At 59.8% G+C, this 23,033-nt stretch carries 26 protein-coding genes; 14 read left to right on the plus strand and 12 right to left on the minus strand.

Annotation, left to right across the window (positions count from 1 at the left end):
* Positions 1 to 14 precede the first annotated feature (14 nt).
* Together LG294_RS11605 and LG294_RS11610 are read left to right on the plus strand one after the other, a co-directional pair.
* Complete coding sequence (locus LG294_RS11605) at positions 15 to 1,634, plus strand: DEAD/DEAH box helicase (protein ID WP_404285865.1); 1,620 nt, start codon at positions 15 to 17, stop codon at positions 1,632 to 1,634.
* A 149-nt stretch (positions 1,635 to 1,783) separates the two neighbouring features.
* Entirely contained in the window at positions 1,784 to 2,590 is an 807-nt protein-coding gene (locus LG294_RS11610; RefSeq protein WP_404291738.1) for a DNA-methyltransferase, read from the plus strand.
* Here the strand turns inward: LG294_RS11610 and LG294_RS11615 are convergent.
* Complete coding sequence (locus LG294_RS11615) at positions 2,575 to 3,420, minus strand: PHP domain-containing protein (protein ID WP_404285867.1); 846 nt, start codon at positions 3,418 to 3,420, stop codon at positions 2,575 to 2,577. The genes LG294_RS11610 and LG294_RS11615 overlap by 16 nt on opposite strands.
* 66 nt (positions 3,421 to 3,486) lie before the next feature.
* Between LG294_RS11615 and LG294_RS11620 the strand changes: the two genes are divergently transcribed.
* Positions 3,487 to 5,034: an aminopeptidase P family protein gene (locus LG294_RS11620; RefSeq protein WP_404285869.1), complete on the plus strand. Its 1,548-nt coding sequence runs from the start codon at positions 3,487 to 3,489 to the stop codon at positions 5,032 to 5,034.
* Between the two features lie 174 nt (positions 5,035 to 5,208).
* Here LG294_RS11620 and LG294_RS11625 read toward each other — a convergent pair whose 3' ends face one another.
* Positions 5,209 to 6,051 carry a general stress protein gene (locus LG294_RS11625; protein WP_404285871.1) on the minus strand — a complete coding sequence of 281 codons (843 nt, stop codon included), beginning with the start codon at positions 6,049 to 6,051 and terminating at the stop codon, positions 5,209 to 5,211.
* 133 nt (positions 6,052 to 6,184) lie between these two features.
* Between LG294_RS11625 and LG294_RS11630 the strand changes: the two genes are divergently transcribed.
* Genes LG294_RS11630 through LG294_RS11640 form a run of 3 tightly spaced genes read left to right on the plus strand, consistent with a single transcriptional unit; the run spans position 6,185 to position 9,191 of the window.
* Positions 6,185 to 7,435, plus strand: a complete 1,251-nt coding sequence (locus tag LG294_RS11630; RefSeq protein ID WP_404285873.1) for a magnesium transporter MgtE N-terminal domain-containing protein — start codon at positions 6,185 to 6,187, stop codon at positions 7,433 to 7,435.
* A gap of 47 nt (positions 7,436 to 7,482) precedes the next feature.
* A complete protein-coding gene (locus LG294_RS11635) occupies positions 7,483 to 8,088 on the plus strand; it encodes a DUF1003 domain-containing protein (RefSeq protein WP_404285875.1) in 606 nt (201 codons plus the stop codon).
* Entirely contained in the window at positions 8,088 to 9,191 is a 1,104-nt protein-coding gene (locus tag LG294_RS11640; RefSeq protein WP_404285877.1) for an Mrp/NBP35 family ATP-binding protein, read from the plus strand. The genes LG294_RS11635 and LG294_RS11640 overlap by 1 nt, the downstream gene beginning before the upstream one ends.
* Before the next feature lie 5 nt (positions 9,192 to 9,196).
* On the opposite strand, the gene LG294_RS11645 is transcribed toward LG294_RS11640, so the two are convergent.
* Positions 9,197 to 9,589 carry a sec-independent translocase gene (locus tag LG294_RS11645; protein ID WP_404285879.1) on the minus strand — a complete coding sequence of 131 codons (393 nt, stop codon included), beginning with the start codon at positions 9,587 to 9,589 and terminating at the stop codon, positions 9,197 to 9,199.
* Positions 9,590 to 9,656: 67 nt separating this feature from the next.
* Entirely contained in the window at positions 9,657 to 10,208 is a 552-nt protein-coding gene (locus tag LG294_RS11650) for a sigma-70 family RNA polymerase sigma factor (RefSeq protein WP_404291740.1), read from the minus strand.
* A gap of 213 nt (positions 10,209 to 10,421) precedes the next feature.
* On the opposite strand from LG294_RS11650, the gene LG294_RS11655 reads away from it, so the two are divergent.
* Positions 10,422 to 11,102, plus strand: a complete 681-nt coding sequence (locus LG294_RS11655; protein ID WP_404285881.1) for an O-methyltransferase — start codon at positions 10,422 to 10,424, stop codon at positions 11,100 to 11,102.
* 48 nt (positions 11,103 to 11,150) lie between these two features.
* Here the strand turns inward: LG294_RS11655 and LG294_RS11660 are convergent, their stop codons facing one another.
* The 3 genes from LG294_RS11660 to LG294_RS11670 all read right to left on the minus strand — a co-directional run bounded on the left by LG294_RS11660 (position 11,151) and on the right by LG294_RS11670 (position 12,573).
* Positions 11,151 to 11,318 carry a DUF3117 domain-containing protein gene (locus tag LG294_RS11660; protein WP_096284556.1) on the minus strand — a complete coding sequence of 56 codons (168 nt, stop codon included), beginning with the start codon at positions 11,316 to 11,318 and terminating at the stop codon, positions 11,151 to 11,153.
* A gap of 125 nt (positions 11,319 to 11,443) precedes the next feature.
* On the minus strand, positions 11,444 to 11,788 hold the full coding sequence (locus LG294_RS11665; protein ID WP_404285883.1) for a DivIVA domain-containing protein: 345 nt from the start codon (positions 11,786 to 11,788) through the stop codon (positions 11,444 to 11,446).
* Between the two features lie 2 nt (positions 11,789 to 11,790).
* Positions 11,791 to 12,573, minus strand: a complete 783-nt coding sequence (locus tag LG294_RS11670) for a TIGR00730 family Rossman fold protein (protein ID WP_404285885.1) — start codon at positions 12,571 to 12,573, stop codon at positions 11,791 to 11,793.
* Positions 12,574 to 12,750: 177 nt separating this feature from the next.
* Between LG294_RS11670 and LG294_RS11675 the strand changes: the two genes are divergently transcribed.
* The 4 genes from LG294_RS11675 (at position 12,751) to LG294_RS11690 (ending at position 16,076) form a co-directional block, all read left to right on the plus strand.
* Positions 12,751 to 13,482 carry an amino acid ABC transporter ATP-binding protein gene (locus tag LG294_RS11675; RefSeq protein WP_404291742.1) on the plus strand — a complete coding sequence of 244 codons (732 nt, stop codon included), beginning with the start codon at positions 12,751 to 12,753 and terminating at the stop codon, positions 13,480 to 13,482.
* A 33-nt stretch (positions 13,483 to 13,515) separates the two neighbouring features.
* On the plus strand, positions 13,516 to 14,343 hold the full coding sequence (locus LG294_RS11680) for a glutamate ABC transporter substrate-binding protein (RefSeq protein WP_404285887.1): 828 nt from the start codon (positions 13,516 to 13,518) through the stop codon (positions 14,341 to 14,343).
* Between the two features lie 138 nt (positions 14,344 to 14,481).
* Positions 14,482 to 15,159 (plus strand): amino acid ABC transporter permease, encoded by a 678-nt coding sequence (locus LG294_RS11685; protein ID WP_404285889.1) that lies wholly within the window; start codon positions 14,482 to 14,484, stop codon positions 15,157 to 15,159.
* Entirely contained in the window at positions 15,156 to 16,076 is a 921-nt protein-coding gene (locus tag LG294_RS11690; protein ID WP_404285891.1) for an amino acid ABC transporter permease, read from the plus strand. The genes LG294_RS11685 and LG294_RS11690 overlap by 4 nt, the downstream gene beginning before the upstream one ends.
* An 80-nt stretch (positions 16,077 to 16,156) precedes the next feature.
* Here LG294_RS11690 and dapE read toward each other — a convergent pair whose 3' ends face one another.
* Positions 16,157 to 17,251, minus strand: coding sequence for a succinyl-diaminopimelate desuccinylase (gene dapE / locus LG294_RS11695; RefSeq protein ID WP_404285893.1), 1,095 nt, complete (start codon positions 17,249 to 17,251; stop codon positions 16,157 to 16,159).
* A 74-nt stretch (positions 17,252 to 17,325) separates the two neighbouring features.
* Here dapE and dapD point away from each other — a divergent pair, with 74 nt between their 5' ends.
* Positions 17,326 to 18,282, plus strand: coding sequence for a 2,3,4,5-tetrahydropyridine-2,6-dicarboxylate N-succinyltransferase (gene dapD, locus LG294_RS11700; RefSeq protein WP_404285895.1), 957 nt, complete (start codon positions 17,326 to 17,328; stop codon positions 18,280 to 18,282).
* Between the two features lie 67 nt (positions 18,283 to 18,349).
* Here dapD and LG294_RS11705 read toward each other — a convergent pair whose 3' ends face one another.
* The 4 genes from LG294_RS11705 to fdxA all read right to left on the minus strand — a co-directional run bounded on the left by LG294_RS11705 (position 18,350) and on the right by fdxA (position 21,927).
* Positions 18,350 to 18,961, minus strand: a complete 612-nt coding sequence (locus LG294_RS11705; RefSeq protein WP_404285897.1) for a hypothetical protein — start codon at positions 18,959 to 18,961, stop codon at positions 18,350 to 18,352.
* A gap of 135 nt (positions 18,962 to 19,096) precedes the next feature.
* Complete coding sequence (locus tag LG294_RS11710) at positions 19,097 to 20,377, minus strand: citrate synthase (RefSeq protein WP_404285899.1); 1,281 nt, start codon at positions 20,375 to 20,377, stop codon at positions 19,097 to 19,099.
* 98 nt (positions 20,378 to 20,475) lie between these two features.
* Complete coding sequence (gene dapC, locus LG294_RS11715; RefSeq protein ID WP_404285901.1) at positions 20,476 to 21,591, minus strand: succinyldiaminopimelate transaminase; 1,116 nt, start codon at positions 21,589 to 21,591, stop codon at positions 20,476 to 20,478.
* Between the two features lie 12 nt (positions 21,592 to 21,603).
* On the minus strand, positions 21,604 to 21,927 hold the full coding sequence (gene fdxA / locus LG294_RS11720; RefSeq protein WP_404285903.1) for a ferredoxin: 324 nt from the start codon (positions 21,925 to 21,927) through the stop codon (positions 21,604 to 21,606).
* A 204-nt stretch (positions 21,928 to 22,131) separates the two neighbouring features.
* On the opposite strand from fdxA, the gene LG294_RS11725 reads away from it, so the two are divergent.
* Together LG294_RS11725 and LG294_RS11730 are read left to right on the plus strand one after the other, a co-directional pair.
* A complete protein-coding gene (locus tag LG294_RS11725; RefSeq protein WP_404285905.1) occupies positions 22,132 to 22,392 on the plus strand; it encodes a hypothetical protein in 261 nt (86 codons plus the stop codon).
* Positions 22,393 to 22,533: 141 nt separating this feature from the next.
* Positions 22,534 to 23,031, plus strand: a complete 498-nt coding sequence (locus tag LG294_RS11730; RefSeq protein ID WP_404285907.1) for a helix-turn-helix domain-containing protein — start codon at positions 22,534 to 22,536, stop codon at positions 23,029 to 23,031.
* Positions 23,032 to 23,033: the final 2 nt, after the last annotated feature.

Genomic DNA, 23,033 nt, shown 5'->3' on the forward strand with positions numbered 1-23,033 from the left:
AGAACACACACATCGTGACCGACACGACGCTATCGACCGAACAGGTCGAACTCCCCGAACCAATTGATACCGCCGACGTTGAGGTTCCCAAGCAGACCTTCGCCGAGCTCAAGGTCCGCGAAGACATCGTCGCTTCGCTACTCGAAGCAGGCATTGAGTATCCCTTCCCCATCCAGTCCCTCACCCTTCCGGTAGCGCTCGGTGGCAACGACATCATCGGCCAGGCGAAGACCGGCACAGGTAAAACCCTGGGCTTCGGCATCCCGGCTCTGCAACGCGTCATCCGCGAGGGTGACAAGGGCTACGAGAATCTCGAATTCCCAGGTGCCCCGCAGGCACTGATCGTTGCTCCGACCCGCGAGCTGGCCATTCAGGTCGGCGCCGATCTGGCGCAGGCCTCGAAGCATTCGAACATCTCGATCACCACCATCTACGGCGGCCGCCCGTACGAAGAGCAGATCAACGCGCTCAAGGCCGGCACCGACGTGATTGTCGGCACCCCAGGACGCCTGATCGACCTGAACCGCCAGCGCGTGCTGAACCTGAAGCAGATCAAGACCGTCGTCCTCGACGAGGCCGACGAAATGCTGGACCTGGGCTTCCTGCCCGATGTGGAGCGCATCCTCGCTGCCCTGCCACCGGTACGCCAGGCAATGCTGTTCTCGGCCACCATGCCCGGCGCCGTGATCACCATGGCCCGCCGCTACATGTCCCGTCCGACCCACATCCGTGCCACCGACCCGGGTGATGACGATTCGCTGACCAAGCGCAACATCCGCCAGCTGGTCTACCGTGCGCACAACCTGGACAAGGACGAGATGGTTGCCCGCCTGCTGCAGGCCGAAGGCCGTGGCAAGTCCATCATCTTCACCCAGACCAAGCGTTCGGCCGCCAAGCTCACCGACGAACTGATCGACCGCGGTTTCAACGCCGGCGCCCTGCACGGCGACCTCGGCCAGGGAGCCCGCGAGCAGTCGCTGAAGGCATTCCGCGCAGGCAAGGTGGAAATCCTTGTCGCCACCGACGTCGCGGCCCGCGGCATCGACGTGGACGACGTCACCCACGTGGTGAACCTGCAGTGCCCGGATGATGAGAAGACCTACCTGCACCGCGTGGGCCGTACCGGCCGCGCCGGCAACACCGGCATCGCAGTGACCTTCGTGGACTGGGATTCGGTGCCTCGCTGGTCATTGATCAACAAGGCGCTGGGCCTGAATGTGCCAGAACCTGTGGAAACCTACTCCTCCTCGCCGCACTTCTTTGCCGACCTGGACATCCCCAAAGGGACCAAGGGCCGCTTGCAGCGTGCGAAGAAGACCGCGCCGGCCGAGGGCGACGGCTCAGCACGCCGCGACGACTCGGAGCGCGCCGAGCGCACCCCGCGCCGCCGCAGCACCGGCAGCCGGAACCGCACCCGCTCCGGCGAAGGCGAGCAGTCCGGTGATCAGGGCGCCAGCCGCCACGGTCATTCCAAGGGCAGGCAGGACCGTCCGGCGCGTGAAGGCGAACGCCACCGCGCTACCCACCAGCACGAGGAACAGCCAGCCGCCGGCACCGACTCCGATCAGGAATCACGCGCCCGTCGCCGGCCACGCCGCCGCACCCGCAGCACCGAGGGTGGAACGCAGGACTAACTAGTTCTCCGTTTCCATTCTTCTTCCGAAAGGATTCAGTACCCACGGTGCTCGCTCAACCAGAGGATTCTACCCTGCCCGAAACCGGTGCGCCCGCAGTATCCGCGGGCGCACCGGCGCAGGAAAATACCGTGCTGCACGGTGACAATATGAAGGCGCTGTCGGAACTCCCCGACGAGAGCTTCACGCTGATCTACGTCGACCCGCCGTTCAACACCGGCCGGAAGCAAACCCGTGCGCAGCGCACCATGGTCCGGGCCGCCGAAGGCGAAGGCGACCGGGTTGGCTTCAAGGGATTGTCCTACAACACCGAGCTGGGAGCCGCACGCTCCTATCACGACAGCTTTGATGACTATCTCAGCTTCATCGAGCCCCGGTTGCTGCAAGCTCACCGGTTGCTCGCCGAGGATGGCACGCTCTACGTTCATCTGGACTACCGCGAGGTGCACTACGTCAAGGTGCTGCTGGACCAGATTTTCGGCCGAGAGAACTTCTTGAACGAATTGATCTGGGCCTACGACTACGGTGCTCGAGCCAAGAGCCGCTGGCCGGCAAAGCACGACACCATCTTGGTTTACGTGAAGAATCTGAAGAAGTACCACTTCGATTCGGCCGAGGTAGACCGCGAACCATATATGGCTCCTGGTCTGGTAACCCCGGAAAAGCGTGCACTGGGCAAACTCCCTACCGATGTCTGGTGGCATACCATCGTGTCACCGACGGGCAAGGAAAAGACCGGATACCCGACGCAGAAGCCCGAAGGGATTTTGCGTCGGATCATCAACGCATCATCGCGTGAAGGCGATTGGGTACTGGATTTCTTCGCCGGGTCCGGGACAACCGGCGCGGTATCCGCAAAGTTGAATCGACGCTTCGTGCTGATCGATCAGAATGCCGAAGCCATCGAGGTGATGCGTTCCCGCTTGCCGGAAACCACCACCTACAAAGAGGCCTGAGCTCCGGTTCCCGCCGCAATAATTCGTTGCAACATGTCCGGCTCGGTGAGATTCTCACCGAGCCGGTTCAGTTTTCCGGCACCATGGTAATCGGAGGAACCGGTTACGATCAGATCGTATTGCTTGGCCAACCGGGTGAGGAAGAGTTTGCCTTCCTCGATGTTGTCACGATGATGGATCTCCACTCCGGCAAGTCCCACATCGATCATGTCGTGGAAGGTCGACTCCGGCACAACGCGGCCTCGCAAGGTGGCCGCAGGGTGCGCGAAGACCGGCACTCCCCCTGCTTCAAGGACCAGACGCACCGCGTCGCGCGGATCGATGGCCGGGTGCGCCACGTAATAGCGCGACCGAGCCGAAAGAATATTTGCGAACGCCTCATTGCGGGTTTCCACGATTCCGGCGGTAACTAGCGCATCGGCAATATGCGGGCGGCCTACCGTGGCGCCGGGCTGGCAATGCTCGGACACCAAGTCCCAGCTGATCGGAAAGTCTTCGGCAAGCCGGTCCACTATGCGCTGGGCGCGTATAACCCGGGAATGACGGGAAATGTCCAGCTCGTCCAGCAACGGCTGATAGCTGGGGTCCTGTAAATAGCACAGCAGGTGCACGCTGATTCCCTGATAGTCCTGACAGGTGATTTCCATGCCAGGGACAAAACCCACTCCGAGTTCCTGAGCCGTCTCGCGCGCCTGGGCCCACCCGGTGGTCTGATCATGATCGGTCAGTGCCACCACATCCAAACCGGCCTGCTTGGCAGACGCGATCAGTTCGGCAGGGGGTTGCGTCCCATCCGAAACATTTGAATGGGTGTGCAGGTCAATTCGCATATCCCTAGATTAGCTCGCCTACTGCTACTTTGCCCGGATACCCGAATCGGTGACACACTTAGAAGTATGACCAATCAAGTTTCTTCGCCTTCGGGCAACGACCAGCCGCTCGAAGATCGCGTCAACAACCGTTCCCAGCGCCCCACCTCGGAAGTCTTCAAGAAGTTCATGGCTTCCTCGTGGGCACCGGACACCTCCCAGCTTCCCGCAGCAGATCCTGCAGCAAGCTACGCCGCCACCCGCCGCGCTGCCCTCTCCGCACAGTTCCCGGGCGAACGCCTGGTCATTCCGGCCGGCCCTGCAAAGGTCCGCTCGAACGACACTGACTACCGGTTCCGCCCGCATTCAGCCTTCGCGCACCTCACCGGTTTAGGCGTCGACCACGAACCGGATGCCGTCCTTGTGCTGGAACCAACCGATGACGGGGCCGGCGATCAGGGCGGGAACCACGCGGCCTCCTTGTACTTCGCGCCGATGGCAGGCCGAGACAGCTCGGACTTCTACCTTGATTCACGCGCCGGTGAATTCTGGGTGGGTCCACGCCCCACGCTGAGCACCATGTCCGCCCGCACCGGAATCCCCACCGAGTCGCTGGACATGCTCGAAAATGCGCTGACCAAGAACTCGGGGCCGCAGGCCCTGGGCGGGATCCGCGTGCGCCTGATGCGCGAGGTCGACCTGAACGTCGAGGCGCTCGTCGATACCTCCCGCATCAACACCGGACAGGACCTGGAGGCCAGCGACGCGCTGGATAATGAGCTCTCCGAGTTCGTCTCCGAACTGCGCCTGATCAAGGACGAGTACGAACTGGCCGAACTGCAGAAGTCCGTGGATGCCACGATCGCAGGATTCGAGGATGTCGTACGCAATCTGGACGTGGCCATCGCCCACCAGCGCGGCGAACGCATCGTAGAGGGCACCTTCTTCGCCCGCGCCCGGCTAGAGGGCAACGAACTGGGTTATGACACCATCGCAGCTTCGGGCAACAACGCGACGATCCTGCACTGGATCCGCAACACCGGTGCGGTGAACGAGGGCGAGGTGCTGCTGCTGGACGCCGGGGTAGAAGCCGAATCGCTCTACACCGCGGACATCACCCGCTCCCTGCCGGTCTCCGGCAAGTACACCGAACTGCAGCGCAAGGTCTACCAGGCCGTGCTCGACGCCGCCGATGCAACCTACGCCGCGGTCCGTCCCGGGCTGAAGTTCCGCGACCTGCACCAGATCGCCACCACAGTGCTCGCCGAACGCCTGCAGGACTGGGGACTGCTTCCGGTTTCCCTGGAAGAGGCGCTGTCCCCCGAAGGCCAGCACCACCGCCGCTGGATGCCGCACGGCACCAGCCACCACCTGGGCCTGGACGTGCACGATTGCGCTCAGGCCCGTGCGGATCTCTACCTGGATGCCGAACTTGTCGAAGGCATGGTGTTCACCATTGAGCCAGGGCTTTACTTCAAGAACGAAGATCTCGCGATCCCGGAAGAGTACCGCGGGCTCGGGGTACGCATCGAGGACGACATCCTGGTAACCGCCGACGGTGCGGTCAACCTGTCCGCAGCCCTGCCGCGCAACCCCGACGAGGTCGAGGCATGGATGGCCAAGCTGCGCGGTTAATGCGCAAGCGCTAACCCAATTGTTGCCAGGGGCAGCCGGTTTCCACCTGGGAAGGCCCGGCTGCCCCTGGTTTTTGCATGCCAGGTTGCCGCGCATGGACCAGAGGGCATGAAAAAACTCGCTATGGCGCTCCGCTCACTGCGGAAGTGCCATAGCGAGTTCTGCGCGCTGCGGCTACTGCTTCTTGGTCTCTTCTTCGGATTCTTCAGCTTCGGCCGGTGGCTGCTCGGTTTCATCCGGGGCGCGTTCGCCGGTCGGCGACTGCACCACGGCATCCTGCTTCACCGTGGGCTCGGCCTGTGCCACGTCTTGCACCTCAGGCTGCGCTGGCGCTGCAGGCTTTGGTTCCTCAACGCGTACACCGTAGCGTGGGCGGCCATCTGGCAGGTCACCGAATTGGCTGGTCGGAGCGGCCTTTGGTTCCTCGGCCGGTACCGTTGTCGCCTCGGCGGCTACCGGAGGCTGCTGCATCGGAGCGGCAGCCGGTGGGGCCGGCTGTGCTGGCGGTTGTGCGCCTGGCGCCTGCTGTGGACGCATCGGCAGCTGCGCGGCCAATTGACGGGCAGTCTGGGAATGCTCGAAGTCAACCACCACGTCAAAACTGGTCGCCACAAACTTGCTCGACGAGGCGAAGTCGCGCTTGCCGCGGCGCATGGAGTAGGAAACCACTCCTGCAATCATCCAGATCGCCATGCCCAGCCCGATGGCCGAAAGGATTTGGTACAGGCCGGTTCCGGTGCCGCCGAAGAGCGAAAGCAGCAGACCCACGAAGAGGCCCATCATGCCACCCTGCGCCGCGCCCGATAGCGCGACCTTCGGGTAGGAAAGTTTGGCGGTCACCCGTTCCACGGTGCGCACGTCATTGCCCACGATGCTCACGGCTGAAACCGGGAAGTTATTATCTGCTAAATAGTCGACCAGTTTCTGGGCATCCAGATAGCTGGTGTAGCGCCCAAGCAGTTCGCCACGGGGCAAACCGTTGGGGCTGATTGAATTTACTCCATGCGGCGAGGTCATACCTACTATTGTGCACGCTAATACTGTGAGTGCGCCCAGTTGTACACCCACTATCGCTGAGGGTGAAAGAATCCTGCCAGCCGACGTGGCCCAACACACCGCTAACGGCCCCTTCGCACGCTAGGCTAGAACGGTGAGCGCACACGTTTCTAAAATCTTTGTCGCCCGGCTACTCGGGCTGGACGTCTTCGACCCCTTAGGCGATCGCCTGGGCCGGTTGCGCGACGTCGTCGTCGTTTCGCGCGGCCCCCAGCGGGCACCGGCTTGTGTCGGTGTCGTCGTCGAAGTCCCGGGCAAACGCCGCGTCTTCGTGCCCATGACCCGGATCCAATCCATGGAATCCACCCAGGTCATCTGCTCCGGACTGGTCAATATGCGTCGCTTCCAGCAGCGCGGGCAGGAAATGCTCGTCGTTGCCGAAATGTTCGACCGCACGGTCACCTTCCTCGATGCCTCCGGGCGCGGGTTGATCGAAGACGTAGGCCTGACCCAGACCCGGCGCGGGGATTGGGAAATCAACGAATACTTCGTCCAGCGCCTGGAAACGACCAGCACCCTGCTCGGGCGCCGCACCCGCCGCCGCAACAAGGTGCTGGTCTCCTGGGAGGAGATCCGCCAGGGGGAACAGAGCGAACCGCAGTCCGCGGATAATTTCGTGGCCACCCACGATGAGATGAAGGCCGCCGACTTCGCCGACGCGCTGCATGAGATGACCGGCAAGCGCCGGCTGGAAGTCGCCGCGCATCTGCAAGATGACCGCCTGGCCGATGTCTTGCAGGAGCTGCCGGACCGCGAACAGGTTGAAATCCTCTCCGCGCTCAGCCTGGAACGTGCCGCGGATGTACTCGAAGAGATGGACCCGGACGACGCGGCCGACCTGCTCGCCGAGGTGGCCGAAGAGACCAAGCATCAGCTGCTTGAACTGATGAACGAGGAAGAAGCCGAAGACGTCCGTCGCCTGCTGGCCTATCCGGAAGGCACCGCCGGTTCGGTGATGACCCCGGTGCCGGTGATCCTCACCCCCGAATCCTCGGTGGCCGAAGCGCTGGCCTCGGTTCGCCTTGAGGAGATCAGTCCGGCATTGGCCTCCACCGTCTATGTGGTGCGCCCGCCTCTGGAGACCCCCACCGGGCGCTATCTAGGCCAAGTTCACATCCAGGCCCTGTTGCGCGCCGCTCCCCCGGAGCCGCTGGGCGATATTCTGGATAAAGAACTTGAGCCGATGTCGGACCTGTCGAGCATCACCGACGTGGTCCGCCATTTGGCGACCTACAACCTCACCTCGGTGGGAGTGGTCAATAACGAGGGCCGGCTCGTCGGTGCCATCACCGTTGACGACGTCCTGGACCACATCCTTCCCGATGACTGGCGCTCGGCGGATTAGGCCACCAAGCTTCAGCATTTTCGATCAGTAGCAAAGGAGTTCACCCCATGGCCGAACAGCGCAAGAGCAACGGGCTGGATACTCCCCTATCGGCACGCAGCCGCCTCTGGCCGAAGTTCTCCCCCGATCCGGACCTCTTCGGTTCGGCCACGGAGAAATTCGCCCGTTTCATGGGAACCCCGCAGTTCCTGTTCTACATGACGATCTTCTGCGCGTTCTGGCTCGTCTGGAATACCGTCGCGCCGGCGGCTTGGCGCTTTGACGATGCGGCCATCGGCTTCACCGCGTTGACCCTGATGCTCTCCCTGCAGGCCTCCTACGCTGCCCCGCTGCTGCTGCTCGCGCAGAACCGCCAGGATGACCGCGACCGCGTCTCGGTCACCGAGGACCGCAACCGCGCCGAACGCAACCTCTACGACACCGAATACCTCACCCGGGAGCTCGCCTCCCTGCGCCTGGCGATGCGCGATGTCGCCACCCGAGACTACGTGCGTTCGGAGCTGCGCAATGTGCTCGAAGAACTGCTCGAAACCACCGATGGCGAAGACCTGCATCTGCGTGCCAAGCGCAAGAATAAGCACAGCAATCCAGCCACCGGATTAATAGACACGGTTGATTCCAACCGCTCTCAGCATCGGAAGGCAAAACCATAGTGACCCAATCCGCGGACCTGCACCGCGCTCTCGAATCCGTGATCGACCCGGAACTGCGCCGCCCCATCACCGAGCTGGGCATGGTGGCTTCTGCGGAACTGGTTGACGGCACCGCACAGGTCAGAATCCTGCTGACCATCGCCGGCTGCCCCATGCGTTCAACCATCGAAGCAGACGTGGCCAAGGCGGTTGGAGCGCTTCCCGAGGTGGCTCAGGTGAAAGTCATCTTGGATGTGATGTCCCCGCAGCAGCGCGCGGACCTGCGCGAGGGCTTGAAGGCTAAGCGCACCGTATTCTCCGACCCGGACTCGCTAACTCGCGTTATTGCGGTGGCCAGCGGAAAGGGCGGGGTCGGCAAGTCCTCAATTACCGCGAATCTGGCGGCCGCCATGGCCGCTGATGGGTTGAAGGTCGGGCTGATCGACGCCGACGTGCATGGTTTTTCGATTCCGGCGTTGATGGGCATTACCGGGAAACCGACCCGCGTCGATGAGATGATCCTGCCACCGGTGGCCCACGGGGTTAAGGTCATTTCCATCGGCATGTTCTTGGACTCGAATCAGCCGGTGATCTGGCGTGGACCGATGCTGCACCGTGCCCTGGAGCAGTTCTTGACCGACGTGTATTTCGGAGACTTGGACGTGCTGCTGCTGGATCTTCCCCCGGGCACCGGGGATATGGCGATCTCGGTTTCGCAGCTGTTGCCGAATAGCGAATTATTGGTGATCACCACCCCGCAGTCCACCGCGACCGCGGTGGCCGAACGCGCCGGAACCATCGCGCTGCAAACCAAACAACGGGTTATCGGCGTGGTGGAGAATATGAGCTACCTGAGCCTGCCCGATGGCAGCAAGATGGAAATTTTCGGAACCGGTGGAGGCCAGCGGCTCAGCGAGTCGCTCAGCACGCAGCTTGGGTACCCGGTCGGCTTGCTCGCCCAGCTGCCCCTGGAAGAGGCGGTGCGGGTGGGTTCGGATCAAGGTGTCCCGGTGGTGCTCAGCACCCCCGTGTCGCCGGTGGCCGCTTCCTTGCGCCAGCTAGCGCAGAAATTAGGACAGCGACCGCGCGGGCTTGCCGGGCGATCGCTGCCAATGTCCTTCTAGAAGTTCTAGGTGGCTTCCGAATCAAAGGGAGCCAGCTCGTCAGTTCCCAGCGGTTGCTGCTGCTGCGTTGCAATGGAGGTTCGCACCGGAGCTTCGGCGGCCTGCGGTTTGGCCTTGGCCACGTTCACGGCGTCGTCGAATTCGTCGATGAGAGCTTCTTTGATGATCCGCCGCGGGTCGTACTGTCGCGGGTCCAGCTTGCGCCAGTCCATGTCAGCGACCTCGTCGCCGACTTCCTCACGCAGCTGCTCCTTGGCACCATTGGCCATACGGCGTAGTTCCTTGACCAGATTAGCCAGTTTTTTGGCGTACTCCGGAAGCTTTTCGGGACCCAAGATCACCACTGCGAGGATGGCGAGAATAATGAATTCTCCGCCATTGATTCCAATAAACTCCACGTATGAAAGATTACCTTGTCGGCTTCAAATGGTTGAAATCACCGCGCCACGGCGGATGACTTATGCGCTAGCCCTGTTTTGCGGTGCGCAATCCCAACGGGATGCGCGGCAAGCTCACGGTCAACGGGGCGCGGTTTGCCGGGTTGCGGTGCGCCAACGCGTCGCGCAGCATGGAACGTCCACGGTGGATGCGCGACCTCACCGTGCCTAGCTTCACGTTCAGGATCTGCGAGACTTCCTCATAGGAGAAGCCCTCCATATCGCAGAGCACGATCGCTGCCCTGAAGTCCGGGGCGAGCGCCTTGAGCGCTTTGGCCACGTCTACATCAAGATTGTTGAATTCGAAGTCCCGCTCGGGGGTGACCGCGGTGCTTGGAAACCGATCCTCCGCGCCTTCGGCAAAACGGTCGAACCGGATTTTTGACTTGCGCCGTGCCTGATCGAGGAAAAGGTTGGTGGTGATGCGGTGCAGCCATCCGCCCATGGTGCCGGGCGTATAGTTCTCCAAAGCGTTGAACGCCCGGACAAAGGCTTCTTGCGAAAGATCCTCGGCGTCCTGGCGGTTGCCGGTCAGACGGTACGCCAAACGGAAGACCCGTTCGCCATGGTCTTGCACCATGGCGTCCCATGAGGGGGTCTCGGTTTCGGGGCCGTCCACGGGGGCAATTAGCTGACTTCTTGCAGTGTTCACTCTACAAGTGTGACCCGAGAAGCTGAGCTGAAGCTAAGAATCCCCTGCGCACCTGCCCGCAGTTCGTCCAAGTTCGACCGAACGCGGTGGGTACGATGGTCTCCGGACCACCCGACAGACAATCCCAAGGACCACACACTCATGCCTTCGATGAATCCAGAACTCCTTGCTAGCTGGGGCTACAGCCAAAACCAGCTGCCCGAGCGCGATCATGTGCTTGCCGCACGCGAACGGGCCGCGGATCTTGGTGTTCGATGCATCGACCCGGCTGGGCGCTCGATGCTCGCCCTGCTCTGCTCCTTGCGCGCCCCGCACAGCATCGTCGAGATCGGCTCCGGGGTAGGAGTTGCCTCCATGGCGATGCTCGAAGCCATGGGCGCCACCGGGACGCTGACGGCCATCGAATCGGACTTGGAGCATGCAAATGCCATGCGCCAAGGCCTGCGTGAAGCGGGAATCCTCTCCGCTCGCGTTCGCATCATCAATGAGCGCGCCGAGAATGTGCTCTCTCGCTTGGCCGACCACGCCTATGACCTAGTGCTTATCGATGCCAGCGCGGAACTGCTGCTGGACTACGTGGCAGAGGCCAAGCGTCTGGTAGGCCCCGGCGGGGTGATCGTTTTGAATAACGCGTTCGATGAACATCGCCTGGCCCGTCCCGCGGTTCGACGCCCATCAACCGTTGCCACTCGCGACGCGCTTCGCCTGCTGCGCGAGGACCCTAAACTGCAAACCCACCTCTTCCCCAGCGAACAAGGATTATTCGTTGCCACGGTGCTGACCGCACATAAAGCGCGCTTGAACCCCGCGTTGGGTGGGTAGAGATAACTGAGGGCCGGCAAATTTGCCGGCCCTCAGTTAGCTAAAGAATTATTCGGTGACCCCAACTAGACAGTTACGCAGTTCAGTTGCTTCCGCACTGTTCAGCTCCACCACCAGACGACCTCCGCCGTCGATTGGCAGTCGCAAAATCAGGCTTCGGCCCTCTTTGGTGACTTCCATAGGCCCGTCACCGGTACGTGGCTTCATCGCAGCCATATGAGCTGTTCCCTTCGTCCGTGGCTAACGCGCGCAACATTTTTTGCTTTGCGCACAACCCAATGTCTCAGTCCACCTTCTGCGATGATTCGTCGCTGATAAGGGACACTTATCTTCTATTATTGCTAATTTTGCGTCGTGTCGCTAATCACACGCCGGGACTCCATGTCACGAATTGTATTTTCCAGTCGCGTAATTTCAGCGGCCAGCACATCTAGCGTGTCATCTACCTGATCGCAGCGGTAGCCGCGCAGTCCCAGCGAGAACTTCACGGAGTCAATATCGTTGGCTCGTGGATGCTCCGGTAACAACACCGGCGGCAAAGACGCTTCATGCTCCACTAGCCCCACGATCGGTTCACCCGACGATTCGAAATGGCGACCCGCCGGAACCGATTTTCGTTGGTTTGAAATCAGTAACGCCACGCCCCCCACGGCCAAGATCGCCAATGCTATGAGAAAAAATGGCATGACTAACTCCGGTTCGCTTGGTTCTTATCCAGGTCCTCCACCATATTACGCAACACGATGTCTACGGCTTCGTCCGGATCGTCGGTGAGGTGGAATAAATTCAGGTCCTTCGGTGAAATTGCGCGTTCCTTGGCCACCACATTCGTCAGCCAATCGACCAATCCACCCCAATATTCGGTGCCAACCAGAACAATCGGGAACCCGGTGATCTTCTGAGTCTGCACCAAGGTCAGCGCCTCGAAAAGTTCATCTAAGGTTCCATAACCGCCAGGAAGCACGATAAAGCCCTGGGAGTATTTGACGAACATGGTTTTACGAACAAAGAAATAACGGAAATTGATGCCGCGGTTCACCCAGGAGTTAAGTCCGGTTTCGAAAGGCAGCTCAATTCCCAGGCCAACTGACGAACCATCCGCTTCGCTGGCTCCCTTATTCGCAGCCTCCATCGTGCCTGGGCCGCCACCGGTAATGGTGATCGCCCCGGACTGAGCCAGGCGTTTGCCGATGTGATAGGCCTGCTGGTAGTACACGCTGTCCGGATCGGTGCGTGCCGAACCGAATACCGAAACCGCAGGCCCGAGTCCTGCCAATGATCCGAATCCAGAGACAAATTCCGACTGGATGCGTAGCACGCGCCACACGTCACTATGCGTGGCGTCCCCCTGCGGGCTCTCCAACAAGTAGCGGTCGAGTTGCTCGGCTGGCTGTTTGTTCGGCCAGCTCGCTTCAACGTGGACCTTGCGCCCTGCACGCGCATTTTCTTCGCTTTTACGCTTATGGACCATGACCTCACTCTATCGGTAACTACCCAACATCTAGCGAATTGCCCGACGCACGATTACAGAACAGTTTGATAACAACTTTTTGTGACGCAATCGCATCCTCGCATTATGTGCGTCACATGAAGTAATGTCTAAATTATGAAAAGCGATCATCAGGCTCAAGCTTCTTCTGACGGCCCCATCGTAGAACTGACTGGGGTCAACAAGCATTATGGGGCACTACATGTTCTGAACGACATCAACCTTCAGGTCACCAAAGGTGAAGTAGTAGTCATTCTCGGACCTTCTGGTTCGGGTAAGTCGACGCTGTGCCGTGCCATCAATCGTCTGGAGACGATTGACGACGGCACAATCACCATTGATGGCAAAGTCCTGCCCGAAGAGGGCAAGGCTCTAGCGACCCTTCGCGCCGATGTGGGAATGGTTTTCCAGTCCTTCAACCTTTTCGCGCATAAGTCGATTCTGGAGAACGTGACGCTCGGACCGATCAAGGTCAAGGGTATGAAGAAGTCCGAGGCGGACAAGCTCGCCATGCAGCTCCTAGAGCGCGTGGGCGTAGCTAACCAGTCCGGCAAGCTACCAGCTCAGCTTTCGGGCGGTCAGCAGCAGCGCGTGGCAATTGCTCGTGCGCTGGCTATGCGGCCGAAGGTCATGCTGTTTGATGAACCGACCAGTGCGCTGGACCCGGAGATGATCAACGAGGTGCTAGACACCATGGTCGGGTTGGCCAAGGAAGGCATGACCATGCTCGTGGTGACCCACGAGATGGGCTTCGCCCGCAAGGCCGCCGACCGCGTGATTTTCATGGCCGACGGCCAGATCGTCGAGCAGGCCACTCCGGACGAGTTCTTCACCAACCCACAAAGCGCGCGTGCCAAGGACTTCCTGGGCAAGCTCATAACCAACCACTAATTCCATCACCGCATTCTGTATTCAGGAGGAATCATGCGTAAGAATCGTTTAGGCGCAGTCGCCGCAATGGCAGCCGTGGCGGCTTTGGCCCTCACTTCATGTGGCGGCGGGAGCGGCGAAGGCGATGCCGATAGCATCCGCATCGGCATCAAGTTCGACCAGCCGGGCCTCGGCTTCAAGGACGGCAACAACTACACCGGATTCGACGTAGATGTTGCCAAGTATGTAGCCAATGAGCTGGGCTACACCGAGGAGAACATCGAGTGGATTTCGGCTCCTTCAGCGAACCGCGAAACCATGCTCCAGAATGACCAGGTCGACATGATCTTCGCAACCTATTCGATCACCGAGGAACGCAACAAGGTTGTCGACTTCGCCGGTCCATACTTCGTTGCAGGCCAGGATCTATTGGTGGCCACCGATTCGGATATCGCGAGTCCCGAAGACCTAAACGGCAAGAACCTGTGCTCGGTCACGGGTTCCACCTCGGCCCAGAAGGTGAAGGACAACTACGCAGAGAACACCAACCTGCAGGAGCTTCCGGGTTACGCAGAATGCGTGACCCAGATGGGTGGCGGCACCATCGACGCAGTGACCACCGATGACATCATCCTCGCTGGTTTGGCAGCCCAGCCTGCCTACCAGGGCAAGTTCAAGGTCGTTGGCGCACCATTCTCCGAGGAGAACTACGGCGTCGGCCTTCCCGATGGAACCGACAAGTGCGGCGACATCAACGCGGCGATCAGCAAGATGATCGAATCCGGCGCCTGGGACGAAGCCTTGACAGCAAACACCGAGGGCACCGGCTACACGCCGAATTCGGAGACCAACCCACCGGAACTCTCGGATACCTGCGCATAGCAACATCCGTAGCAAAGGGGCCAAGCGCATAGTCGTTGGCCCCTTTGCACACCTTCATGTTTCGCGGTGCCCCTTACGGCGGGCACCACACCCATAGCCGCTTGGCCGCAGGTGCGGCCATCGAGATAGAGGCTTACAGTGGACAATTATCTATCGATATTCACTGAATATGACATACCCGGAGCATTCTGGGTCAACATTCAACTAACTTTCTGGGCCGCTTTGGGCGCAGTGCTCCTAGGTACCGTGCTAGCGCTCCTGCGTATTTCCCCGGTCGCCAGCTTCCGCGCAATCGGCGCCGGCTATGTGAACCTCATCAGGAACACTCCGCTGACAATCATCATCCTCTTCGGAGTGCTGGCGCTATACGGGCAATTGGGCTTCACCTTAGGTGGAGATTTCCAGGGCAACTTCTTCCGCTTGGCGGTCATGGGACTTGCGCTGTACCACGCAGCATTCGTCTGCGAGGCCATCCGCTCGGGCGTGAACACCGTGCCGCTGGGGCAGGCCGAAGCCGCTCGCGCCATCGGGCTGAGCTTCTTGCCAGCAGCCCGCGAGGTCATCTTGCCGCAGGCCTTCCGCGGCGCAATCGTCCCGTTGGGTAACACCTTGATCGCACTGATCAAGAACTCGACAGTTGCAGCCGTCGGCTCGGTGGCAACGGAGGCCTCCTCGACAATGAAGACCATGATCGAATTCCGAGCCGATATCGTGATTCCAATCTTCCTTACCTTTGCCATCGGCTTTGTGATCATTGTGATCCCGGTGGGTCTGCTAACAACCTGGCTCTCCAAGAAACTGGCGGTGGCACGATGAGCGCCTCGATTCTTTTTGATTCCCCAGGGCCTCGGGCCCGACGAATCATTCTTGCTATCAACGTCGTCGGCGCGCTGATAGCGGCCGGGCTTCTGGCTTGGATCATCATCGGTCTGACAAACAAGGACCAGATGCAACCTGCCCAATGGGATGACTTCATCGAAAGCAGCACATGGGTCAACTATCTGCTGCCTGGTCTGATGAACACCCTCAAGGCAGCCGTCCTCGGCATCGTCGGCTCGGTGATCTTCGGCCTGATCTTTGGCGTTGGAAGGCTTTCCCAGAACAAATTCATCAACGGGTTCAGCACCGTAGTCGTGGAATTCTTCCGCGCGGTGCCGGTGCTGCTGATGATCGTGTTCTTCAACGTGTTCTTTTCGCGTTCCTTGCAACTGCCTGGAGATACCGCTCTTTGGGCTGTGGTCGCCGCGCTGGTGTTCTACAACGGTTCGGTAGTCGCTGAGCTTGTGCGTTCCGGCGTGCATAACCTGCCCAAGGGGCAACGCGAGGCAGGCATCGCCATTGGCCTGACCCGTGGGCAGTCATTGCGATTCATTGAGATCCCTCAGGCTTTGGTAGCCATGCTGCCGGCCTTGATCGGGCAGTTCATTGTCATCTTGAAGGACTCGGCACTGGGCTACATCATCAGTTTCAATGAACTGCTCTTCTTCGCACGCACCTACTCGTCTCCCAATGGCAACGTCCTGCAGGCACTGATCGTTGCCGCAGCGATCTTCATCCTGATCAACTTCACCCTAGGCAAGATTGCCGAGATCGTCTCGCGCCGTCTAAGCAGCAGGGTGAAAAAGGACAAGACCGGCGGTCAGCCACCTCAACCTGTAGTCGTCGGAGCTCCGTCGGGACTCCCGGTGGAACCAACTCCGAACATCAAGGACGAGCCGAATCCACGGAGCTAGCTGGATTGCCGTTCGCCAGTAGTTGCCTCTCCTTTTGGGGAGGCAACTACTGTTTTAACCGCCGTCCAAGGGTGCTGACCCTAATTGGTCTCGCGCAACCACGCACGCAGGGTATTGAGGCAATCGCGGATCGCCTGCTGCGTGACATGTTCATCGTCGGTGTGGGCAAGCAGGGCATCGCCCGGGCCAAAGTTCACAGCCGATATTCCCAGCGCCGAAAAACGCGACACATCCGTCCAACCGTATTTTGGCTTGGGCTCTTGGCCGAGAATCTTGACCAGCGAGGCCGCAATGGGTTGGTCCAGCCCCGGACGGGCACCTTCCGCGCCATCGGTGCGTTCGACCTCGAATCCGTCGAACAGGGCGCGTACAACTGCTTCGGCTTGGGACAGGTCCTTGTCCGGGGCGAAGCGGTAATTGACCTCAACCTCGCAGTAGTCCGGAATCACGTTCCCGGCAATGCCGCCGGCGATCCGTACCGCGTTCATCGATTCCCGGTAAGCCAAACCTTCGACGTCGACAGTCTGCGGTTCATAGTCAGCCAAGCGTGCCAAGATCGGAGCGGCCTTATGGATGGCGTTCTCCCCCATCCATGCGCGAGCCGAATGGGCTGCCGCACCAGTGGTTCTCACCAGGAAACGGCTCGTACCATTGCATCCGCCTTCGACCGTGCCGTTGGTTGGTTCAAGCAAAATCGCAAAGTCGGCCGTCAGCAACTCTGGAGCGTTTCGGGCCAGCCGCCCCAAACCAGACTTAGCCGCAGCGACTTCTTCGTGATCGTAGAAGATGTAAGTGACGTCGTAGCGTGGATCGGTCAATTCGGCGGCAAGAGCCAGCTGGACTGCGACGCCGCCCTTCATATCCGTCGCGCCTCGGCCGTAGAGCACTCCGTCGACTACCGTGGCCGGGACCGTGCCTCGCGCGCCTTGGGTATGTGGCAGCGGCACTGTATCCAGGTGACCGGCGAGGACTACCCGCCGCTCGCGTCCGAGCCGAGTGCGCGCAACGATGGAGTCCCCATCCCGATGCACCTCCAGGTGGTCCAGCCCGAGCAACGCTTGATGCACCGCGTCCGCTAGTTCCTTCTCATTGCCGGAGACGGACTCGATATTCATGATTCGTTCGGTCAAGCTGGCGACGTCTTCTCGAAGATCTAATTCGTTCACAATACCCATCGTTCTTCACTTTTTGATTGCATTCCGCTGTCATTTATCAACATTACTCGCAGTGCAAACGCTACGATCAGAGAATGACTTTTGAACCCGCAGCAGCATCATTTGACTCCTCAGTACGTTTGGCCTCCGGTCACGGCCTAGCCACCATCGCGACCGACGGCACCGTGCTCGACGTATGGTACCCAGCACCCGTTCTCGGTGTGCTTGCCCAGGCTCCAGAACTTTCAGGCGAACTTGCCGCCGCAGCTTCCGACGATGCACAGCGTGGCACCACTCAGAAAGTCATCTCACTGACCATTGACCTGGATGTGGCGCCGGCCGACACCGCCGATGTGTGGCTACGGTTGCACTTGCTGTCCCACCGTCTTGTCACCCCGAACTCGATCAACCTCGACGGCGTATTCGGGCATCTGGCAAACGTCGTGTGGACCAACTTCGGCCCCTGCCAGGTAGAGGGATTTGAAATGACCCGACTGAAACTTCGTGCCCGCGGCAACGTCGACGTCTTCGGCGTGGACAAGTTCCCACGCATGGTCGACTATGTATTGCCCACCGGTGTGCGTATTGCCGATGCGGACCGTGTCCGCCTCGGGGCGCACCTTGCCGAAGGCACCACCGTGATGCATGAGGGTTTCGTGAACTTCAATGCGGGAACCTTGGGCGCCTCGATGGTCGAAGGCCGGATCTCCGCCTCGGTAGTTGTCGGTGACGGCTCCGACGTTGGCGGCGGCGCCTCGATCATGGGCACGCTCTCCGGCGGCGGCAAGGAGCGCATCACCATTGGCGAGCGCGTCCTGCTGGGCGCGAACGCGGGCGTGGGCATCTCCATTGGAGATGATTGCGTAGTCGAAGCCGGACTCTATGTTACCGCCGGAACCCGGGTGCAGCTCGGTACGAAGTCGGTCAAGGCCCTTGAGCTATCCGGCGTCCCTAACCTGCTCTTCCGCCGCAACTCGGTCAGCGGCGCGGTTGAGGCGCTCGCCCGCGCCGGACAGCAGGTCGAGCTGAATAGCGCTCTGCACGCTAACTAATTCTCCCTACGTATAAAGGTCGAGGGACGCACCAATTGGTGTGTCCCTCGACCTTTATGCGTTGCCCTCAGGGGAAGATGATGGTCACCATTGGTTGAATGTAACCGTGGAAGGCCCTCCCGTCACGCAATAGCGAGGTACTCGCGACAATCGTCGCACCTCCGATCAACCAGGCCCGCGGCTCGGTGAGCGGCACATCGATGAGATGAATCTGTTTTTCATCCGCATCTTGTGCATGTTCAACCCCGTGGTCGATGATGATACGTTCTGCCTCGTCCATGCGCTGCGGAATATAGTCCTTGGACTGTTCACTGAATTTTGCACGGTGTTGATGAGCGAACAAGGTGGCCTGCCCGTAGTGGGCACTAGCCAGCTTCGCTAATTCCGGATAGCAGCCGGCGTCTAAATCCGCCAGCAGATCCACCGTTCCTTCTGCATCAATGGTTGGATTCCGGGAAATGAGCGAATCCCACCAAGAAGTCCATTCCTGCTTGATTTGCCCGGCCGCCACCTGGTGAGTGCCGCGCGCTTTGATTCCAGCAGTCAGTCCTGAATTTGGCCCTACCTCGGTCGGGTCCAGCCCGCCCAACTCGCGTAGGTAAAGAGCCACCAACATACTCGGATTGGTATTTATGGCCAAAGTCCAATTATTGCCACGACGAAAATACACGCGCACCACCTGACTTTTCCACGCATCACTGCGCCCTTGAACCCAAGGATACGCCGATGTTACGTGTTAAAACAGACAACGGCCGGGCAAACACTTTCGTGCTTGTCCGGCCGTTTAGCCCAAACTTGGCTAGCTATCCGAGGCTTAGACGCCCGGGTAGTTGCGTTCGGTCTCACCCATGTACAACTGACGTGGACGGCCGATCTTGGTTTCTGGGTCCTTGATCATTTCGCGCCACTGAGCAATCCAGCCCGGCAGGCGGCCGATGGCGAAGAGGACGGTGAACATCTTCTCCGGGAAGCCCATCGCGGTGTAGATCAGGCCAGTGTAGAAGTCTACGTTCGGGTAGAGCTTGCGTGAGATGAAGTAATCATCGTTCAGCGCAGTTTCTTCCAGCTTCATCGCGATCTCAAGCAGCTGATTGTTCCCCTGCTTGGCCAGCAGGTCGTGTGCGGTCTGCTTGATGATGCGCGCGCGTGGATCGTAGTTCTTGTACACGCGGTGGCCGAAGCCCATCAGGCGAACGCCGTCTTCCTTGTTCTTGACCTTCTCCATGAAGGTCTCAGGAGACATGCCCGAAGACTGGATCTCGCGCAGCATCTTCAGCACTGCCTCGTTGGCGCCGCCATGGGCTGGGCCGGACAGGGCGTGAATGCCGGCGGACACCGAAGCGAACATGTTCGCATCCGAGGAGCCGACCAGGCGCACGGTGGAGGTCGAGCAGTTCTGCTCGTGGTCTGCGTGCAGGATCAGCAGCAGGTCAAGGGCTTTGACCATGTCTGGGTCCAGCTCGTAAGGCTCAGCGGCGGTGCCGAAGCACAGGCGCAGGAAGTTCTCGACCATGTTCATCGAGTTATCCGGGTACAGCAGTGCCTGTCCGATGGACTTCTTGTGCGCATAAGCGGCAAGAACCGGCAGCTTGGCCAGCAGGCGCAAGGTCGAACGCTCGACCTGCGCGTCATCGGTTGGATCCAGCGAATCCTGGTACCAGGTCGACAGGGCCGAAACGGCCGAGGACAGCACCGGCATTGGGTGTGCATCGCGTGGGAAACCGCCGAAGAAGCCCTTGAGCTCTTCGTGCAGCAGGGTGTGGCGGCGCAGCGAACCGTCGAAGGTTTCCAACTGGGTTGCCGAAGGCAGTTCGCCGTTGATCAGCAGGTAGCTGACCTCGGTGAAGCTCGAGTGCTGTGCCAGCTGCTCGATTGGGTAACCGCGGTAGCGCAGGATGCCTGCGTCGCCGTCGATGTAGGTGATCGCGGACTTGGTGGCCGCGGTATTCATGAAGCCGGGATCGTAGGTTACGTTCCCGGTGGTCTTCAAAAGTGGCGCTACGTTAAAACCATCGTTGCCCTCGGCAGCCGGGATAACCGGTAGCTCTAGGTTGGATTCACCAAAATGTAGCTGGGCAGATTTAATATCTGTCATTGCATCTCCTAACCGGAAAGGCTTTAGTTCCGAAAGGTCAGTCGTCACGGTAGAACATACCGCTAATTGACCCGTTCACGCTAATTAGACTGTCATCTTCACCGAGCAGCGGATGAATTCAACCGCTCAACCGCCGCGGCGATCCGTTCATCGGCACCGGTCAGGGCCACACGCACGTGCGACTGCCCGGCAGTTCCGTAGAAGGCACCTGGGCCGGCGACGATTCCAAGCTCAGCCAGGCGCTGTAGCGTCTGCCAGCTTGAACGACCTTCCGTGCACCAGAGGTAAAGCCCGGCCACGGAATCTTCAATGGTCAACCCGAAGTTTTCAAGAGCTGGACGCAATGCTTCGCGGCGCGCCCGGTACAGTTCGCGCTGCACGGCGACATGCTCATCATCACCCAAAGCGACCACCATGGCATGCTGGATGGGGCCTGGTACGATCATGCCTGCATGTTTGCGGCTGTTGACCAACGCCGGCATCAAATTCGGGGCACCTGCAACGAATGCGGCCCGGTATCCAGCGAGATTCGATTGCTTGGACAACGAGTACAGCGAGAATAAGTTATCAAGGTTTCCGCCATTGACCCGGGGGTCCAAAACGCTGGGCACTTGACCTTCGAACTCATCCCAGCCAAGCTCGGCGTAGCATTCGTCGGAGGCCACCACAGCACCGAGTTCGCGGGCTTCGGCGACCAGTTGGCGCATGGATTCCACGTCGCGAACCTTGCCCGTGGGGTTACCCGGAGAATTAACCCAGACCAACTTGACGCGAGCGCGTTCCGCCTCGGTCAGTTCGCTCAAATCGTCCGCGGCGATGGCCGTGGCTCCGACTAAACGAGCACCGATATCGTAGGTGGGGTAGGCGATCTTTGGACGCACCAAGATGTCGTCGACGCCCATGCCGAGCAAGAGCGGGAGCCAAGCCACCAGCTCTTTGGAACCAACGGTCGGCATGACATCGTCAATTCCGAGCCCGGTAACATTACGTCGTCGGGCGTACCAATCGACGATCGCCTGACGCACTTCGGGTGTTCCGTGTGTGGTCGGGTATCCGTGGGAGTTTGCGGCCTCTGCCAGAGCCCGCTGGATTACCTGTGGCGTGTCATCGACGGGGGTGCCGATGGAAAGGTCGACAACACCGCCTGGATGTTCAGCAGCCAATTTATGGTACGGCGCGAGCTGATTCCAGGGGTAATCGGGGAGCTCAAGCATATATAGGGGAACCTAGCCTTGGTTTTGCGGGGGCAGGACGCTGATCAGCGCGTGATCATTTCCTGTGTTTCCAATCTTAGCGGCGCCGCCCGGTGAACCAAGTTCGTCGAAAAACTCGACGTTTGCCTTGTAATAGTCGGCCCACTCGTCAGGAACATCGTCCTCGTAGTAGATCGCTTCGACGGGGCACACCGGTTCGCAAGCACCACAGTCGACGCACTCATCTGGATGAATGTACAGCGAACGTTCGCCTTCGTAAATGCAATCTACCGGGCACTCTTCGACACACGCCTTGTCTTTAACGTCGACGCACGGCTGGGCGATGATGTAAGTCACGGGTGCTGAGACCTTTCCTAGCGCGAATTTCAGATTTCACTTCAGTTTCACGGATTTAACAACTGCTCGTTGAATCCGCAATAAGCTCTAGATACAGTCTAGTCCTGATACCCAAACAAGCGATCTCGCACACTCATCCTGTGACGTAATCGACGATTCACATTTCGTTGTGCGACTGCGAAAGTGAATTCTTCTTACAAATACATGACGGAAAATATGCTGAAATTTGAAGAACTGACTCCCGGTGACCGCATTGTGGTCCGCTACCGACTTACTGAGTCATCCGCAGCGACCGGAAACCGCGCTAGCAGCGACGTACTTGGAGAGGTCATCGAGGTGAACGAAAATAAGATCCGCATCAGCACTCGGCGCGGCCCGGTCGACGTGGAGCGTGAAAACATCACCCATGCCAAACGGGTTCCCCCGCCGCCGGTACGCCGTTCACGACCGCCAACACTGAAGTAACCGCGTCGGCAGGGCAGCGGCTATCCGCAAGGTCCCAATGAGCTCACATGACTTGTTGGGACCCGCACGCAGACTGCTTACTTTTACGACATGTGATTTGAAGATACCAATCACTGGATCAGTTTCGCGTATGCTGGCAACATGCCGTCCGACGAACATGTCCAAGCCCGCGCTCGAGCATTGAGCTCGCCGTTGCGGCTTAGAATTCTGCGCCTGTGCCTCCATGAGTCCCGCACCAACAAGGAAATAGCTGACATACTCCAGCTGAACCCAGCGACCTCATTGCATCACGTACGCACGCTGGTGAGCAGCGGTTTCCTCACCGCTGAAGAAGCCCGCCGCGGAAACCGTGGGGCGAAGGAAGTTCCGTATCGCAGCACTCGGCAATCTTGGGGTACCCGCATCCCCGATGCCGCTCCCCTGCTGGTGGACACATTCTTGCAGGAAATCAATGGACTTGAGCCCCAAGAGATTCAGGTCATCCGCGTGGGCTTGAAACTTTCCGAAGCTACGCAAAAGGAAATGATGGGGCGGATCCGTTCGGTCATCGAAGACTATGCGATGCGTGAACCTGAGGAAGACGGCGTAGCCACCTCATTGTTCCTCGCCCATCACCTCGACGTAACCGGCACTAAATAGTT

The organism is Glutamicibacter arilaitensis (genome assembly GCF_044793945.1).
Taxonomy (GTDB): Bacteria; Actinomycetota; Actinomycetes; order Actinomycetales; family Micrococcaceae; genus Glutamicibacter; species Glutamicibacter arilaitensis_B.